Origin of the sequence: Flavobacterium panacagri, assembly GCF_030378165.1 — a bacterium.
Classification (GTDB): domain Bacteria; phylum Bacteroidota; class Bacteroidia; order Flavobacteriales; family Flavobacteriaceae; genus Flavobacterium; species Flavobacterium panacagri.
The window spans coordinates 3,990,731-4,006,969 of sequence record NZ_CP119766.1; the positions used below are offsets into that span (position 1 = coordinate 3,990,731).

The following is a 16,239-nucleotide window of genomic DNA, read 5'->3' on the forward strand; positions in this document are numbered from 1 at the left end:
TTTGGTTATGATCCGATCAGAATAAATTGAAAGTTATGAAGTGAAAAAAAATGATTTAAGATTAGATATGAAAAAATATTACGGAATTATCTTTAGCGTTCTATATGCCTTGTTCTTTAGGTTTTTAGTAGAAATAGATGTATTAGATTTTAATTCATTAGATTATTTAATCATTGTGCCTGTTTTTTTAGCCTGTATCCCATTTTTACTAGACCCAAAATCTTTTGTTGATAATAGTATTTTAAGGACTATTCTTTTTCCTTTGACAGCATCAGTTTTGTTTTTATTGGTTGCTTTTATTTTCCGACTTGAAGACATGGGAAGTTTAATACTTCTATTGCCTCCGTATGTAGTTATTTCAGTTCTTGTAAGTTTAGTTTTGAGAGTTGTAGTCTCAATACAAGTGAATTACAACAAAAAAAGTATAGCTAAAAGTAGTTTGTTTTTGCTTGCAGTTCCTATTGCTTTTGGAAATATTGAAAGATATTTTGAAAAGAAGGAGTCTAAGTTTGAAATCTTTCAGACTATTAGAATTGATGCACCGGTTGATGTTGTATGGAACAATTTGTTTTCTGTTCCTAATTTGAAGAATTCGATAGATAATTCAGTTTATAATTATTTAGGATTTCCAAATCCAGTAAAATCGGATTATAATTCTATGACTAATGTGAGATTAGGGTATTTTGATAACGGTGTTATTTTAAATGAAAAAGTTGTAGAATGCAGTAAATATTCTAAACTATCGTTTGATATAGATGTTGAAAAATCTAAACTAGATAATAGCCAGACTTTTAAACATGTTTTTAAAAATGAAAATTTAGTATTCAATTCAATTACTTATAAATTAAAAAAATTGAATAGTTCACAAACAGAATTAACACTTTTATGTAATTATAAAATTAGAACAAATGTTCCCTTTTACGGAGAATTTTGTTCTAAAAATATAATCTATGATTTTGAGAATAAGCTGTTAAAAGCTTTAAAGAAAAAGATCGAAGAATAATAAAGTTACCAAAGTTCAGCCACTTCACTTTTAATGAAGCTCAAAGCGGCATTACTCGGTGATTGTTTTTCTAATAAATCATTCAGAATTACTTCGCGTAATTTATCTGCATTTTCAACTTTATCACTCATTGCGGCTTTACGTATCATTTGGATTGTGGCATTTTTAGCCGTTGTGATGATAGTCCAACATTCATCAGACATATAAATCTGCTGTGTTAAATTGTGTTCAAATTCTTGTTCGATTTGCTCTATCACATAATTTTCGTAATCGTGCTTATTTTGCGATATAGGTGAAACTCTAATTAATAATTTAGTCAAATTAATACGTTCCAAAAATAAAGTCATACGCTCGTATGCCTGAAGACGAACAGGAAGTGATTCTTTATGAGCTTGTTTGTTTAGTAAGAAAGCACGTTTTCTGTCATTGTTTTTGATGTGCAGTTCAAAAAAACGATAAGCTACAACTCCCGTAACTAGAGCTGGTAAAGTATAGCTGGCAAGCTCTATTATTTTATTAAAATCCATTGGTATAATTTTTAAGCAAAAATATACTTTTTGAGGAGAAATCCATTTTAAATTTTTATCAATAAACAAAATGGAAGCAGTACTTTTGGAACTTCTTTTTAATGTGATTGAAATATACTTTTAATGGATTCATACATAATACTTTTCCTTTGTTTGGCCGCTTTCGCAGCAGGATTTATTGATGCCATTGTTGGCGGCGGCGGATTAATTCAAACTCCGATGGGATTAATTCTGTTACCTAATCTTCCAGTTTCGACTGTTATAGGAACTTTAAAAATTCCAGCTTTCAGTGGCACTGCCTTTGCCGCTTTCCAATATTTAAAAGAGGTGGTAATTCAGTGGAAATTATTAATCATAATGATGTGTCTGGCGGTTCCGTCTGCTTTTTTAGGATCGACAGTTTTGACACTTGTCAGCAATGATTTTATGAAACCGCTTTTGCTTGTGGTTTTGTCATTATTGTTTATTTATACGTATGCCAAGAAAAATTTCGGACAGCACGTGGCCAAAGATCATTCTGAAGTAACACAAATATTTTATGCCGTTGTAATCAGTATAATTGTTGGTTTTTACGATGGATTCATCGGTCCAGGAACTGGGAGTTTTTTTGTGGTTGCGTTTATAGCACTTTTAGGTTTCGATTTTCTTCATGCTTCGGCGAATGCTAAAATGGTCAATTTGGCGACTAATTTTGGTTCAATTTGTTTGTTTATGATTAAAGGAAAAATCATTTGGACTATTGCAATTCCAATGGCAATTAGTAACGGACTTGGAGGATGGCTTGGTGCTAAACTTGCAATTAATAAAGGAAATGGTTTTATTAGGATTTTCTTTTTGATTGTGGTGGTTGGAACTTTAATCCGATTTGCTTATGATGTGTTTTTTAAATAAGACACTAAGATTCTTAGGCGCTAAGTTGCTAAGTTTTTTTTATAGATGTTGGTTTAAACCAACAGTCAATGAAATTGTGCAGGCAGGGCTTTAGCCAAACTTTACAATTTTAGCTAAAGCCGAATTACTGTTATAATTTTATTTTTTTTAATGTTTAAAGAAAGCCAATTGTTTGAATCTAGCCCCGATTGAGGCGATATCCTCGCAGCGGAGCGGAGAGATAAAGCCGAAAGCGGGAGACCATGCCAGAAAAAAAGCCTATTTTTTGGCTTCAATAAAAACTTAGTCCCGATAACTATCGGGATAGCATCTCAGTATCTTAGGAACTTTCTTTTTTAATTCTTAATTTTGCATAAAAGGAGATAATTACATGCAGAAATATATTGACCAGCTCAACGAAGCGCAGAGAGCGCCTGTTTTAAAGAAAGACGGGCCAATGATTATTATTGCTGGTGCAGGTTCGGGAAAAACCCGAGTTTTAACAATTAGGATCGCGTATTTGATGGCTCAAGGAATTGATGCCTTCAATATTTTGTCGCTGACTTTTACCAATAAAGCAGCCCGCGAGATGAAACACAGGATTTCGGATATTGTGGGAGCATCTGAAGCAAAAAATCTTTGGATGGGAACTTTTCACTCGATTTTTGCACGTATTCTTCGTGCAGAATCGGATCATTTAGGTTATCCTTCTAATTTTACTATTTACGATTCTCAAGACTCAGCGAGATTAATTTCTTCAATTATTAAAGAAATGCAGCTGGATCGTGATATTTACAAACCAAAACAAATTCTGGGGCGTATATCCAATTATAAGAACAGTTTGATTACGGTTAAAGCGTACTTTAATAATCCAGAATTGGTTGAAGCTGATGCAATGGCCAAAAGACCGAGATTAGGAGAAATTTACCAGCAGTATGTGGAACGTTGCTTTAAAGCTGGAGCAATGGATTTTGATGATTTGTTGTTGAAAACCAATGAATTGCTGAATCGTTTCCCGGAAGTTTTAGCTAAATATCAGGATCGTTTTCGTTATATTCTGGTTGATGAGTACCAAGATACGAACCACTCTCAGTATTTGATTGTTAGGGCTTTATCGGACAGATTTCAGAATATTTGCGTGGTTGGGGATGATGCGCAGAGTATTTATGCTTTCCGTGGTGCGAATATCAATAATATTTTAAATTTCCAGAAAGATTATGAAGGTGTAATAATGTTCCGTTTGGAGCAGAATTATCGTTCGACACGAAATATCGTGGAAGCGGCCAATACCGTCATGGAGCATAATAAAACCAAACTGGATAAAGTAGTTTGGACTGCAAACGAGTTTGGGCCTAAAATTAAAGTTCACAGAAGTTTGACAGATGCTGAAGAAGGACGTTTTGTAGCTAGTACCATTTTTGAGCAGAAAATGCAGCATCAGTTGCATAATGGTTCTTTTGCAATCTTGTATCGTACCAATGCACAGTCACGTGCAATGGAGGATGCGTTGAGAAAACGTGATATTCCGTATCGAATTTATGGCGGATTATCTTTCTATCAACGTAAAGAAATTAAAGACGTTTTGTGTTATCTGCGATTGGTTTTGAATCCTAAAGATGAGGAAGCTCTAATTCGTGTGATTAATTATCCAGCGCGTGGAATTGGAGATACTACTGTAGAAAAATTAACTATTGCAGCCAATCATTACAAACGTTCGATTTGGGAAGTAATGGTGAATATTGATAAAATTGACTTGAAATTAAACGCCGGAACAAAAAACAAATTGAAAGATTTTGTGACGATGATTCAGAGTTTTCAAGTCATCGATCAAAATCAAGATGCTTTTTATATTACGGATCACGTTGCTAAGAAAACTGGTTTGGTTCAGGAATTGAAGAAAGATGCGACTCCGGAAGGAATGGCAAAGATTCAGAATATCGAAGAACTTTTGAACGGTATTAAAGATTTTACGGAAGGACAAAGAGAAATTGACGGAGCAAGAGGTGCGCTTTCTGAGTTTATGGAAGATGTAGCTTTGGCAACAGATTTAGATAAAGATACCAATGACGATGATCGTGTAGCTTTAATGACCATTCACTTAGCAAAAGGATTGGAGTTTCCTCACGTTTTTGTGGTGGGTATGGAAGAAGATTTGTTTCCAAGTGCAATGAGTATGAGTACGAGAAGTGAATTGGAAGAAGAGCGTCGATTATTTTATGTAGCTTTAACAAGAGCGGAGCATCAGGCCTATTTGACTTATGCACAATCACGTTACCGTTGGGGAAAACTAACAGATAGCGAACCTTCAAGATTTATTGAGGAGATTGAAGATCAATATTTGGAATATCTAACTCCTGCAGAAACCAATTACCGCTATAAGTCGCCAATTGATGGCGATATTTTTGGAGACGTTGACAAATCTAAATTAAGATTAAACAAACCTGTTGCAGGAACTCCTCCTAAAAATATTGCAGATAATAATCCGAAACCGGATCTTAATATTAGAAAATTAAAGCCTGTTGCAGGAACTAATCCAAATACAAGTGCATCAAACTTGTTTGATAGTAAATTGACCATTGGAAATATTGTAATGCATGAACGTTTTGGAAAAGGCGAAGTTGTTAATATGGAAGGTGTTGGTGCAGATAGAAAAGCAGAAATAAAATTTGAAGTTGGAGGAATTAAGAAATTGCTTTTAAGATTTGCTAAATTAGATGTTGTAGGGTAGAAGAATAAAGAATAAAGAATAAAGAATAAAGAAAGAATGATTGATAAAGCACTTTTGAAGAAGCTTAATTTTATTGAAATTTATCAGTTTTTTGGAGGGATTGTTGGCATTCTTCTAATGATTTATTTGCTTTTTACAAAAGACTCTACTAAATATCAAGATTATTTGTTCGTTTCTATTGTTCTTCCATTTATTTTTTTCATTTTTTGTATTTATTCCGCATGGTTATTAAATAAGAAAAAATATTTGAGAGGATTATATTTGGTATTCATTTTATTAATTTTACAACTGGTTGCTTTTGAGTTTTGCGGAGTATTTTATACAGCTGTAAATGGAATAGCTATAAATTTCACTTTAGATTTAACTAATGATTTACTAACAGGATTCGACCTTCAACCTTCCCAATTTTTCATAACATTCAATGGCAGTAGTGAAATTTTTCATTTTAAAATGAATCTTTTTGCGTTTGCAATGTTGTTCTTTATTTTTAAAACTATAAAAGAGGTAAAGAGTAGTCTTTATTCTATTGTCTAACATCTTTATTCTAAAAAAAATTATGGCCGAATTTATAAAAATATACCCAGATAAGCCAAGTGAAGCTGCAATTGCAAAAGTGGTAAAAGTGCTTCAGAATGGTGGATTGGTTATTTATCCAACCGATACAGTTTATGGTTTAGGCTGTGATATTACCAATTCAAGAGCATTAGAAAAAATTGCAAAAATAAAAGGTATTAAGTTAGAGAAAGCAAATTTTTCATTTATTTGTCATGATTTGAGCAATTTATCAGATTATGTGCGTCAGATTGATACATCAACTTTTAAAATTTTGAAAAGAGCTTTGCCAGGCCCGTATACTTTTATTTTGCCAGGAAATAATAATTTGCCAAGAGAGTTTAAAAAGAAAACTACGGTTGGTATTCGTGTTCCAGACAATAATATCATTTTAGAAATTGTGCGCCAGTTAGGAAATCCAGTAGTTTCTACTTCTATTCGTGATGAAGATGATGTAATTGAGTATACTACAGATCCGGAGTTAATTTTCGAAAAGTGGCAACATCTTGTTGATATGGTGATTGATGGAGGTTATGGAGATAACGTTGGTTCAACAATTATTGATCTTTCTGAACATGAACCTGTTATTGTAAGAGAAGGGAAAGGCGATATTGATATTTTGTAAATAAATACTTTAATTGTGTAAACTTATAAAAATAATGCCTAACTTTATTACAGTTAAAATTTAGTTAGTTATCTAAAATACTTTTATTCTTTTTAGGATACAAAAAAGCAGGTCAATCGACCTGCTTTTTCTGTTTTATAAAATCTAAACAAGAATTATTTAGCTTGCTTTTTCATTTCTTTTTCAATCATATCATAGAATTGATCGATTTTTGGCATAACTACGATACGAGTTCTTCTGTTACGAGCTTTGTCTTCAGCAGTATCGTTAGCAACTAATGGTACGTAAGAACTTCTACCTGCAGCAATTAATTTAGCTGGGTTAACACCAAGATCGTTTGTTAATACACGAACGATTGAAGTAGAACGTTTAACACTTAAATCCCAGTTGTCTAAGATAACTCCGTTGCTTTTGTATGGTACATTATCAGTGTGACCTTCAACCATACATTCGAAATCAGGTTTGTCATTTACAACTTTAGCAACTTTAGCTAAAACAGTTTTAGCTTTATCACTTACGTCGTAGCTACCGCTTTTGAATAATAATTTATCAGCGATAGAGATGAATACAACTCCTTTTTCAACATTAACTTCGATATCTGGATCGTTGATTCCAACAGCTCCTTTTAAGCTTGTAACTAATGCTAAAGTAACACTGTCTTTTTTAGTTAAAGCATCTTGAAGTCTAGAGATTTTTAAATCTTTTTCTTTTAAACTTTCAAGAGATTTTTCTAGGTTTTCAGCACCTTTAGTTGTTAAGATAGTTAAATCTTTAGAACTGTTGATTAAGTCTTGATTATGTTGTTTGTAGCTGTCAGCTGTAGCAGCTAATCCAGCTTTTTCTTCTAAGCACGTGTTTAATTTTACAGTACAAGAGTTTAACAAATCTTGAGTCTCTTTGTTTTTAGCTTCTAATTCCGCATATTTCTTTTTAGAAACACATGATGTTAGGGCCATTAATACTGATAGTGCGATAACTATTTTTCTCATAAATTTAATTTTAATTAGACTTGATTACAAATTTAGTTTTTAATATTTTGAATACTGTTAAAGATTTCTTTAAATAAGGTCATTTTCCTGATATAGTAAAGGAAAACGATGCTTTTTACCATATAGTATTGCTGAATCTGAAATTCTTTTCGTTTTTCGAGATATTTTAAAGATAAGCAATAAAATGAAAAATGTGCCTTTAAAATAGCAAAAGTATGTCCGATTTTACCCTGTGTAAGAAAACGGATACCTGCAATACCGTCTAAAACCATACGGAAAAAAATTACCCAGAATAATCCTCTTTTTGGCAGATTTTTGACAAGCATTAATAATGAATTTCTAAAATTTAGATACGTTTTTTTTGGATTTCCTTGTTGTAAAGTTGCTCCTCCAACATGGTAAACCAAAGATTGATAATTGTACTTAATAATATGACCTTCGTTAGCGGCTCTCCAGCATAAATCAATTTCTTCCTGATGAGCAAAAAAGCTTTCATCAAACCCTCCTAATTCGCGATAAACTTTTTTTCTGATGAAGAAACAAGCACCAGATGCCCAGAATAATTCACTGTTATCATCATATTGGCCGTTATCTTTTTCTAAGGTTTCGAAAATTCGTCCTCTGCAGAAAGGAAAGCCATATTTATCAATGAAACCACCTGCGGCTCCAGCATATTCGAAATATTCCTTGTTTTTAAAATCAAGGATTTTAGGCTGGATAATAGCAGTTTGTTTTTCATTTTCAAAAGTTTCAAGAATTGGTTTAAGCCAGTTTTCGGTAACTTCAATATCTGAATTTACTAATGCATAAATTTCAGCATCAATATGTTTTAAGGCATCATTATAACCTTTCGCAAAGCCATGATTGCCAGTATTTTTTACAATTTTAATTGTAGGGAAATTTTGTTGAACAAATTCAACTGAATTATCTGTAGAGTCATTATCGGCAACGTAAATTGTCGCGTCTTCTGAAAACTGAATAACAGATGGTAAAAACTGCTCCAGCAATTTTACTCCGTTCCAATTTAAAATGACAACTGCTATCTTATCCAAAAGTACTTTAATTATTTATTTTTAATGGTTTTCTTTATAGTCAGGCAGGCTTCTTAAAAACTCATATCTTTCGTTTTCAAAATCCATTTGACAATAAAAATGGTTTAGTCCGTTTGTGACATTCAAAAACCGTGCCTGCATTGTCATATTATAACGAGCAATTTGATCAAAAGTTGCCTGAGAGATTTTAACTTCGGGTGCTTTGCACTCTACAAGTATGTGTATAGTACCATCTGGATTAAATACGACTACATCATATCGTTTTCGTAATCCATTGACAGTTAAAACTTTCTCTACATTAATTAAAGATTTAGGATATTTTTTTTCATGCATTAAAAAATGAACAACGTGTTGACGAACCCATTCTTCAGGCGTAAGAATTATAAATTTTTTCCTGATTTCATCAAAAATAGAGACTTTATTTTCGCTATTTTTGAATCGGAAAGTATAAGCAGGGAAATTAAGTTTAAGCATAAAGCAAAAATAGAAAATAGTTTTTTGTTTCAAACCAACTTGAAACTTTAAACTTGAAACAAAAAAAATAAATGGACGAAGTAATTAAAATTGTCAACGATATTAAAGCTGGAGATATTAAACCAATTTATTTTTTAATGGGTGAAGAACCTTATTATATAGATAAGTTATCCGAATATATTGAAGGAAATATTTTAGCCGAAGAAGAAAAAGGTTTTAATCAGACGGTTTTATACGGAAGAGATGTTTCTATAGATGATATTGTTTCAACGGCCAAGCGCTATCCGATGATGGCTGATCGTCAGGTGGTTATTGTAAAAGAAGCCCAAGAATTATCTCGAACAATTGATAAAATAGAATCTTATGTTGATAATCCGATGCAGACTACTGTTTTGGTTTTTTGTTATAAATATAAGACACTCGACAAACGTAAAAAGGTTACTAAACTATTAGCACAGAAAGGTGTTGTTTATGAAAGTAAAAAGTTATACGAAAATCAGGTAGGAGATTGGATTAAACGGGTATTGGCTGGAAAAAAATATACAATTGACCCCAAGGCAAATGCTATGCTCGTTGAATTCTTAGGAACAGATTTGAGTAAAATCAATAATGAATTGGAAAAACTTCAGATCATCTTGCCGAAAGGCAGTACGATTACTCCAGAACATATTGAAGAAAATATTGGATTTAGTAAAGATTATAATGTTTTTGAACTTCGAAAAGCAATTGGTGAGCGTAATCAATTGAGAGCTTATAAGATAGCGGATAATTTTGCTCATAATCCGAAAGAATATCCATTGGTTATGACAACAGGTTTGGTTTTTGGTTTCTTTGTGCAACTTTTAAAATATCACGGACTAAAAGATAAAAATCCTAAAAATGTGGCATCGGTTCTTGGTGTAAATCCGTTCTTTTTAAAAGAGTATGATTTGGCGGTAAAAAATTATCCAATGAGAAAGGTAAGTCAGATTGTAGGTGCTTTGCGGGATATTGATATTAAAAGTAAAGGTGTGGGAGCGAATGCTTTACCGCAATCTGATCTCTTAAAAGAAATGCTGTATAAAATATTTAATTAAGCCATTAAAATTCACGATATTTGCGTTTCTAAAAATTTTACTACTTTAAAATTATTACACAATTATGGGAATGAATAAAAATACTGTCTTAGGCTGGGCAACTTTTATAATGGTACTGATGGGATTCTTACTTATAGGTCTTGGAGCTTTTAGATATAGTGATGTTTCAGGCTGGGGATTTGGAGCTGTGGGAGTTGGGTTTTTAGCTAATGCATGGGTTTTTAATGCATTAAAAGGTAGAGTTTAAGATATTGCAATATCAATAAAAAAGTAAATAATTAAAATTAAAAATAAAAAATGTCAGACGATAAGAAAGTAATTTTCTCAATGCAAAAATTGAGTAAAACCTATCAAGGAGCAGACAAACCAGTACTTAAAAATATTTATTTGAGTTTCTTTTATGGAGCAAAAATTGGTATTTTAGGTCTTAATGGTTCTGGAAAATCTTCTCTTTTAAAAATTATAGCAGGAGTTGATAAAAATTACCAGGGCGATGTAGTTTTTCAGCCAGGTTACACTGTAGGTTATTTAGAGCAGGAACCAATTCTTGATGATTCTAAAACCGTTATCGAAATTGTTCGTGAAGGAGCTGCAGAAACTATGGCAGTTTTAGAAGAATACAACCAAATCAATGATTTATTTGGTCTTGAAGAAAATTATTCAGATCCAGATAAAATGGATAAATTAATGGATCGTCAAGCGGCATTGCAAGATAAAATCGACGCTCTTGGTGCTTGGGAAATCGATACCAAACTTGAAATTGCAATGGATGCGTTGCGTACTCCAGATGGCGATACGCCAATTAAAAATCTTTCAGGAGGTGAGCGTCGTCGTGTAGCTTTGTGTCGTTTGTTATTGCAACAACCAGATGTATTGCTTTTAGATGAGCCTACCAACCACTTAGATGCTGAGTCAGTTCTTTGGTTGGAGCAACATTTAGCACAATATTCAGGAACTGTAATTGCTGTAACGCACGACCGTTATTTCTTAGATAACGTTGCAGGATGGATTTTGGAACTAGATAGAGGAGAAGGTATTCCATGGAAAGGGAACTATTCTTCTTGGTTAGATCAAAAATCAAACCGTATGGCTCAGGAAGAAAAAGTAGCTTCAAAACGTAGAAAAACTTTAGAGCGTGAGTTGGAGTGGGTTCGTCAAGGTGCAAAAGGTCGTCAGACAAAACAAAAAGCCCGTTTACAGAATTACGATAAATTATTAAATGAAGATCAAAAACAACTAGATGAAAATCTAGAGATCTATATCCCGAATGGACCTCGTTTAGGAACAAATGTTATCGAAGCTAAAAATGTAGCTAAAGCTTTTGGTGATAAATTATTATATGATAATTTGAACTTTACTTTACCACAAGCGGGTATTGTTGGAATCATCGGGCCAAACGGTGCTGGTAAGTCTACTATTTTCAAAATGATTATGGGAGAGCAAGCTACTGACAGCGGTGAATTTACGGTTGGTGAAACAGTAAAAATTGCTTACGTAGATCAGTCTCACGCCAATATTGATCCAAATAAATCGATTTGGGAAAACTTTGCTGATGGTCAAGAATTGATCATGATGGGAGGAAAGCAAGTAAACTCAAGAGCTTACTTATCACGTTTCAACTTTGGTGGTGGAGAGCAAAACAAAAAAGTATCCATGTTATCTGGTGGGGAGCGTAACCGTTTACACTTGGCGATGACTTTGAAAGAAGAAGGAAACGTACTTTTACTGGATGAGCCTACGAATGACCTTGACGTAAATACACTTCGTGCATTAGAGGAAGGTTTGGAAAATTTCGCTGGTTGTGCTGTAATTATTTCTCACGACAGATGGTTCTTAGATAGAATCTGTACGCACATTTTAGCTTTTGAAGGAGATTCTGAAGTTTATTTCTTTGAAGGAAGTTTTACGGAATATGAAGAAAATAAAAAGAAACGTCTTGGTGGTGACTTAACTCCAAAACGTATTAAATACAGAAAATTGATTAGATAAGTTTAGTTAATTTCTAATTCTTAAAAATCCCAAATTCCAAATTTATCGGAGTTTGGGATTTTTTGTTTGAATTATACTAAATTGGAATTTTAGAATTGGAATTTTCTACAAAAACTTGGATTTCAATTCCGGAGTAGGAATCATGCAGCTTTCTTTTTTACCATACCAGTTGTATCTGTTCTTTGCAACATAATTATAAATTCTATCACTAATAAAAATGGGTACAATTCTGAAGATCAAAAGTAATTTCCAAAAACTGCCAAAATTTTTAGCAATTTCAATTACAGCTGAAGATTTGTAAAAATAAGCAGTTCCGGGATTGTATAAAATAATACTGTCCATTTTTGAAAAACCAATTCCCAAGTGTTTACAAATTTTAATACCTAATTCTGATTGCAATGCCACAAATCTGAAAACATCTTTTTTATCATGCTTAATAATAAACTGCACAGCAGAATCACATAGATTACAAACTCCATCAAAAAGAATTATTTTTTTATCTTTTGGAAGACTTTCCATTAAAAACAGAATTTTAGATTTAATATTTTAAAGTTTTCATACGTGTAAAAAAGTAATAAAATGGGTAAAAAAACAGTTTGTAGATATATTATTTTTAAAATCTATTAAATTTTAATTTTTAATAAATTTTACATATTAAAATCGGCTTTTATAAATTGATTTTAATGCGTTTTAAAAAAATATTGACCTTGCTTTATTGTTCTTTTTATTATCGTTTCTTAAATCGCTTTATTTTAATTTTGTCGAATTTTTAGTATTTTTTAGACTAAAAATTGCAGTTGCGGCTGAAAACTTTATTTTTTAACAGCTTCAACTAATTCTAATTCGTCCAGACTTACTTTGGAAGTAAAGATTCCATAATTTACTGTTGCTTTGTTTTTTTCTATCGAATCAATACTCCCAACAGATCTTCCATCCAGCATTCTTACCCGGTCACCAACTTTTAAAATTGGTTTTGGCTTTTCGATAACTGGTTTTAGTTTTTTTTCTTTTTTCTCTTTTCGAATTTCTTCTACTTTTACAGTTACTTCAGCAATAATTTCTTTTTGTTTTTCAACTTTTGCTTTTGTTTCTTTTGGTGTAGCTTTTTTTCGTTTGGAATTTTCAATTTCAACAATTTTCAAAAATTCACCAATAAGTTCTTTTTTGTTTTTATTGTTAAAATATTTTTCTGCTATATCATCAATTTTTTGTCCAATGTAAATTATTTTTTGATTACTGTCATATAATTCCTGATAGCTTTCTAATTTTTGCTGGATTTTAGTATTGATATTTTCCATTTTTTTGCTTTCTTCACGAGCACGCGTTTCTTCTTCTTTCAAATTCAAAGAAGTTTTTTCCAGTTTCGAACGTTCTTTTTGAAGAGTAGCAATGGTTTTGTCAAAACGAACTTTTCCAACTTCGATTTTCTTTTTTGCACGATTGATCAATCCAAATGGAATTCCATTTTTTTGAGCAACCTCAAATGTAAATGAACTTCCTGCCTGACCTAAAGCCAACTTGTACATGGGTTCAAGAGATTTTTCGTCAAACATCATATTGGCATTTGTCGCGTATGGCAATTCGTTTGCCAGAATTTTTAAATTGGAATAATGTGTTGTGATAATCCCGAAAGCCTCTCGATGATAAAATTCTTCAAGAAAAATTTCTGCCAAAGCACCTCCTAATTCAGGATCAGAACCTGTACCAAATTCATCAATTAAAAACATGGTTTTTCGATTACATTTCTTTAAAAAGTAATTCATGTTTTTTAAACGATATGAATATGTACTTAAATGATTTTCAATAGATTGATTATCTCCGATATCAGTTAAAATTCTATCAAACAAGAAAGTTTCACTTCTTTCATGAACAGGAATTAAGATTCCGGATTGCAGCATTAACTGTAATAAACCAACAGTCTTTAAGGAAATGGTTTTACCTCCTGCATTTGGTCCCGAAATAACAATAATTCGGTTTTCTTGTTTTAGCTCAATAGTTTGAGGATGTGTAACTTCTTTTTTCTGTTTGTTGTTCAGATATAAAATTGGATGATAGGCTTCTCTAAAGAACAACCTTCTTTCTTCTGTAATTGTTGGCAAAATTCCATTTATGCGATTTGCATATTTTGCTTTTCCGGCAACGACATCTATGTCACTTAAAAAATCCTGATATTCAATTAATAGAGGAAGATAAGGACGAATTACATTCGATAGATTTTTTAAAATTCTTGTAATTTCTTCTTTTTCTTCATATTCAAGATTTGCAAGTTCTCTAGAATATTTTAAAGTAGCTTCTGGTTCTATGTAAGCAATACTTCCAGTTTTAGAACTTCCTAAAATTGAGCCTTTTACTTTACGACGATACATTGCTAAAACTGCTAAAACTCTACGGTTCTGAACAAAGCTTTCTTTAATATCGTCCAGATATCCTAAACCATTATATTGTGTAAGCGCAACACCAAAACTCTGATTTACCTTACCACGAACCAGATTCATATTCTGTCGAATACCAGCCAAAGCAGGAGAGGCATTGTCTTTTATTTCTCCATATTTGTCTACAATGGCATCAATTGCAGAAATGATGTCTTTTGTCAATTCTACTCTTGAAGCTCTTGCATTAAGATTTGGGTAATAGTCATCGAATTTTTTTAAGAAATTCAATAATACATTTGTTGTTGCAGAAAGATTCGCAATTTTTCTAAAACTTCCAACTTCAAGAAAACTATCTTCAATGGCTAGAAATTTTATTTCATGAGAAATCGCATCAAATCCGTGATTTGGAATGGCGTTATTATTTTGAAAAGAAGATACATATTCTGATGTCTGCATCAGGGATTGCATTAATTCTTCTTTATCTCTAAATGGTTTTATTTGTAAAGCTTTTTCTTTTCCAATATCGGTGTTACATCCATCTGAAATGGTTTCTAGAACGGTTGGAAATTGTAAGTCTTGTAGCGTTTTTTCGGTAATACTGATCATTTAATAACTTTATGAAAGTAAACGCAAAAGTACAAAAACATTATGATTGAAATCTAAATTTATGTCTGCATAAATATGATTTTTAGTATTAATTCCTGAAATTCGCAAAAAAAAAAAGTTATGGACGTAAAAATGCATTCTTCTTGGAAGCCGGTTTTAAGTGAAGAATTTGAAAAACCATATTTCAATACCTTAATAGATTTTGTAAAAACAGAATACGCAACAAAAGTTTGTTATCCGAAAGGAAATCAGATTTTCTCGGCTTTTGACCATTGTCATTTTGATCAGGTAAAAGTGGTAATTATTGGGCAAGATCCGTATCATGGCCCAAACCAGGCTAACGGATTGTGTTTTTCTGTTAGTGACGGAATTCCATTTCCACCTTCATTATATAATATTTTTAGAGAAATCGAAACCGATTTGGGTAAGCCATTGCCCAAAAACGGAAACTTGGAGCGTTGGGCTGATCAAGGAGTTTTTCTTTTGAACGCGACTTTAACCGTAAGACAATCTGAAGCCGGAAGCCATCAGGGAAAAGGCTGGGAAAAATTTACAGATGCTGTAATCAAACAAATTTCATCGGAATCTGAAAATGTTGTTTTTTTGCTTTGGGGTGGTTTTGCTCAAAAGAAAGCAGCTTTGATTGATGCTTCAAAACATCATATTTTAAAATCTGGACATCCTTCGCCTTTAAGTGCGAATAGAGGATTTTGGTTCGGAAATAAACATTTTAGTCAGACCAATGAATTCTTAAAGTCGAAAGGATTGAAAGAAATTGAATGGTAATTTTTTTAAGTTGAAAAGTTACAGAGTAACAAAAGGGCAAAGGGAAAAACTTAGCTTTTTTTCTCAATTTTGTCATTTCGACTGAAAGGAAAAATCGCACTAAAAGCTCTACAAAGATTGAATTTTACTTTGCGGAAATTCTAGTGCGATTTTTCCTTTCAGTCGAAATGACAGAAAAATTATTTTTTTATAATTTCTTCTAAAACAGCTTTATTTTCGTAATTAACCACCTTTAGAATAATTTCCTGATTTTTTACTGTTTTTCCTTCGATAATATAAAGCTTTCCTTTATTGAACGGAACATTACTTTTATCAAAATCTACATCTCCGTAAGTTAAAGTATTTTTGACATCAGCAGTGTCAACCCATTTTTCGCTTAAAGTTTGAACTGCTTTATCGGAATATTGAAATGGTTTTGTTCGAAGATTATTTAAAACTCGAGCATTTGGAAAGTAGTTGCAGCGAGTATCTTTTCCACTAAAAACAAGGGCTACAAAAAAGCAACCCATAATTAGGCCGATTAGGTAATATGCAAAACGGTGTACGAACTTCATGAAATATTTTTTTTGCAAAGGTACATTAAAGTTCCT

16 protein-coding genes are annotated in these 16,239 nt (G+C 32.3%); 9 read left to right on the forward strand and 7 right to left on the reverse strand.

Annotated features, from left to right (window positions below; all coding sequences use genetic code 11):
• Window positions 1-67: 67 nt before the first annotated feature.
• Complete coding sequence (locus P2W65_RS17545; protein WP_289659610.1) at window positions 68-1,003, forward strand: hypothetical protein; 936 nt, start codon at window positions 68-70, stop codon at window positions 1,001-1,003.
• A gap of 5 nt (window positions 1,004-1,008) precedes the next feature.
• On the opposite strand, the gene P2W65_RS17550 is transcribed toward P2W65_RS17545, so the two are convergent.
• Window positions 1,009-1,530, reverse strand: coding sequence for a DUF7935 family protein (locus tag P2W65_RS17550; RefSeq protein ID WP_289659612.1), 522 nt, complete (start codon window positions 1,528-1,530; stop codon window positions 1,009-1,011).
• Window positions 1,531-1,653: 123 nt separating this feature from the next.
• Here P2W65_RS17550 and P2W65_RS17555 point away from each other — a divergent pair, with 123 nt between their 5' ends.
• The 4 genes from P2W65_RS17555 (at window position 1,654) to P2W65_RS17570 (ending at window position 6,305) form a co-directional block, all read left to right on the forward strand.
• On the forward strand, window positions 1,654-2,421 hold the full coding sequence (locus tag P2W65_RS17555; protein ID WP_289659614.1) for a sulfite exporter TauE/SafE family protein: 768 nt from the start codon (window positions 1,654-1,656) through the stop codon (window positions 2,419-2,421).
• 370 nt (window positions 2,422-2,791) lie between these two features.
• Entirely contained in the window at window positions 2,792-5,128 is a 2,337-nt protein-coding gene (locus P2W65_RS17560; protein WP_289659616.1) for an ATP-dependent helicase, read from the forward strand.
• A gap of 36 nt (window positions 5,129-5,164) precedes the next feature.
• Entirely contained in the window at window positions 5,165-5,662 is a 498-nt protein-coding gene (locus P2W65_RS17565; protein ID WP_289659618.1) for a hypothetical protein, read from the forward strand.
• A gap of 22 nt (window positions 5,663-5,684) precedes the next feature.
• Complete coding sequence (locus tag P2W65_RS17570) at window positions 5,685-6,305, forward strand: L-threonylcarbamoyladenylate synthase (RefSeq protein WP_289659620.1); 621 nt, start codon at window positions 5,685-5,687, stop codon at window positions 6,303-6,305.
• A gap of 155 nt (window positions 6,306-6,460) precedes the next feature.
• On the opposite strand, the gene P2W65_RS17575 is transcribed toward P2W65_RS17570, so the two are convergent.
• Genes P2W65_RS17575 through P2W65_RS17585 form a run of 3 tightly spaced genes read right to left on the reverse strand, consistent with a single transcriptional unit; the run spans window position 6,461 to window position 8,820 of the window.
• Window positions 6,461-7,294: an OmpA/MotB family protein gene (locus P2W65_RS17575; RefSeq protein WP_289659622.1), complete on the reverse strand. Its 834-nt coding sequence runs from the start codon at window positions 7,292-7,294 to the stop codon at window positions 6,461-6,463.
• Between the two features lie 32 nt (window positions 7,295-7,326).
• A complete protein-coding gene (locus P2W65_RS17580) occupies window positions 7,327-8,346 on the reverse strand; it encodes a glycosyltransferase family 2 protein (RefSeq protein WP_289659625.1) in 1,020 nt (339 codons plus the stop codon).
• Window positions 8,347-8,367: 21 nt separating this feature from the next.
• Window positions 8,368-8,820: a type I restriction enzyme HsdR N-terminal domain-containing protein gene (locus P2W65_RS17585; RefSeq protein ID WP_289666202.1), complete on the reverse strand. Its 453-nt coding sequence runs from the start codon at window positions 8,818-8,820 to the stop codon at window positions 8,368-8,370.
• A gap of 71 nt (window positions 8,821-8,891) precedes the next feature.
• Here P2W65_RS17585 and holA point away from each other — a divergent pair, with 71 nt between their 5' ends.
• The 3 genes from holA to ettA all read left to right on the forward strand — a co-directional run bounded on the left by holA (window position 8,892) and on the right by ettA (window position 11,885).
• On the forward strand, window positions 8,892-9,896 hold the full coding sequence (gene holA / locus P2W65_RS17590; RefSeq protein WP_289659627.1) for a DNA polymerase III subunit delta: 1,005 nt from the start codon (window positions 8,892-8,894) through the stop codon (window positions 9,894-9,896).
• A 64-nt stretch (window positions 9,897-9,960) separates the two neighbouring features.
• Complete coding sequence (locus P2W65_RS17595) at window positions 9,961-10,143, forward strand: CAL67264 family membrane protein (RefSeq protein ID WP_091497659.1); 183 nt, start codon at window positions 9,961-9,963, stop codon at window positions 10,141-10,143.
• A 50-nt stretch (window positions 10,144-10,193) separates the two neighbouring features.
• Window positions 10,194-11,885: an energy-dependent translational throttle protein EttA gene (gene ettA, locus P2W65_RS17600; RefSeq protein ID WP_109193367.1), complete on the forward strand. Its 1,692-nt coding sequence runs from the start codon at window positions 10,194-10,196 to the stop codon at window positions 11,883-11,885.
• A gap of 105 nt (window positions 11,886-11,990) precedes the next feature.
• Here the strand turns inward: ettA and P2W65_RS17605 are convergent, their stop codons facing one another.
• Both P2W65_RS17605 and P2W65_RS17610 read right to left on the reverse strand, forming a co-directional pair.
• The gene (locus tag P2W65_RS17605) at window positions 11,991-12,404 is read right to left on the reverse strand and encodes a thiol-disulfide oxidoreductase DCC family protein (protein ID WP_289659632.1); all 414 of its coding nucleotides are present in this window, start codon (window positions 12,402-12,404) and stop codon (window positions 11,991-11,993) included.
• 293 nt (window positions 12,405-12,697) lie between these two features.
• Window positions 12,698-14,863 carry an endonuclease MutS2 gene (locus P2W65_RS17610; RefSeq protein ID WP_289659634.1) on the reverse strand — a complete coding sequence of 722 codons (2,166 nt, stop codon included), beginning with the start codon at window positions 14,861-14,863 and terminating at the stop codon, window positions 12,698-12,700.
• 120 nt (window positions 14,864-14,983) lie between these two features.
• Between P2W65_RS17610 and P2W65_RS17615 the strand changes: the two genes are divergently transcribed.
• Window positions 14,984-15,649: a uracil-DNA glycosylase gene (locus P2W65_RS17615; protein WP_289659636.1), complete on the forward strand. Its 666-nt coding sequence runs from the start codon at window positions 14,984-14,986 to the stop codon at window positions 15,647-15,649.
• Window positions 15,650-15,828: 179 nt separating this feature from the next.
• On the opposite strand, the gene P2W65_RS17620 is transcribed toward P2W65_RS17615, so the two are convergent.
• A complete protein-coding gene (locus tag P2W65_RS17620; protein ID WP_289659638.1) occupies window positions 15,829-16,203 on the reverse strand; it encodes a DUF4258 domain-containing protein in 375 nt (124 codons plus the stop codon).
• Window positions 16,204-16,239 lie beyond the last annotated feature (36 nt).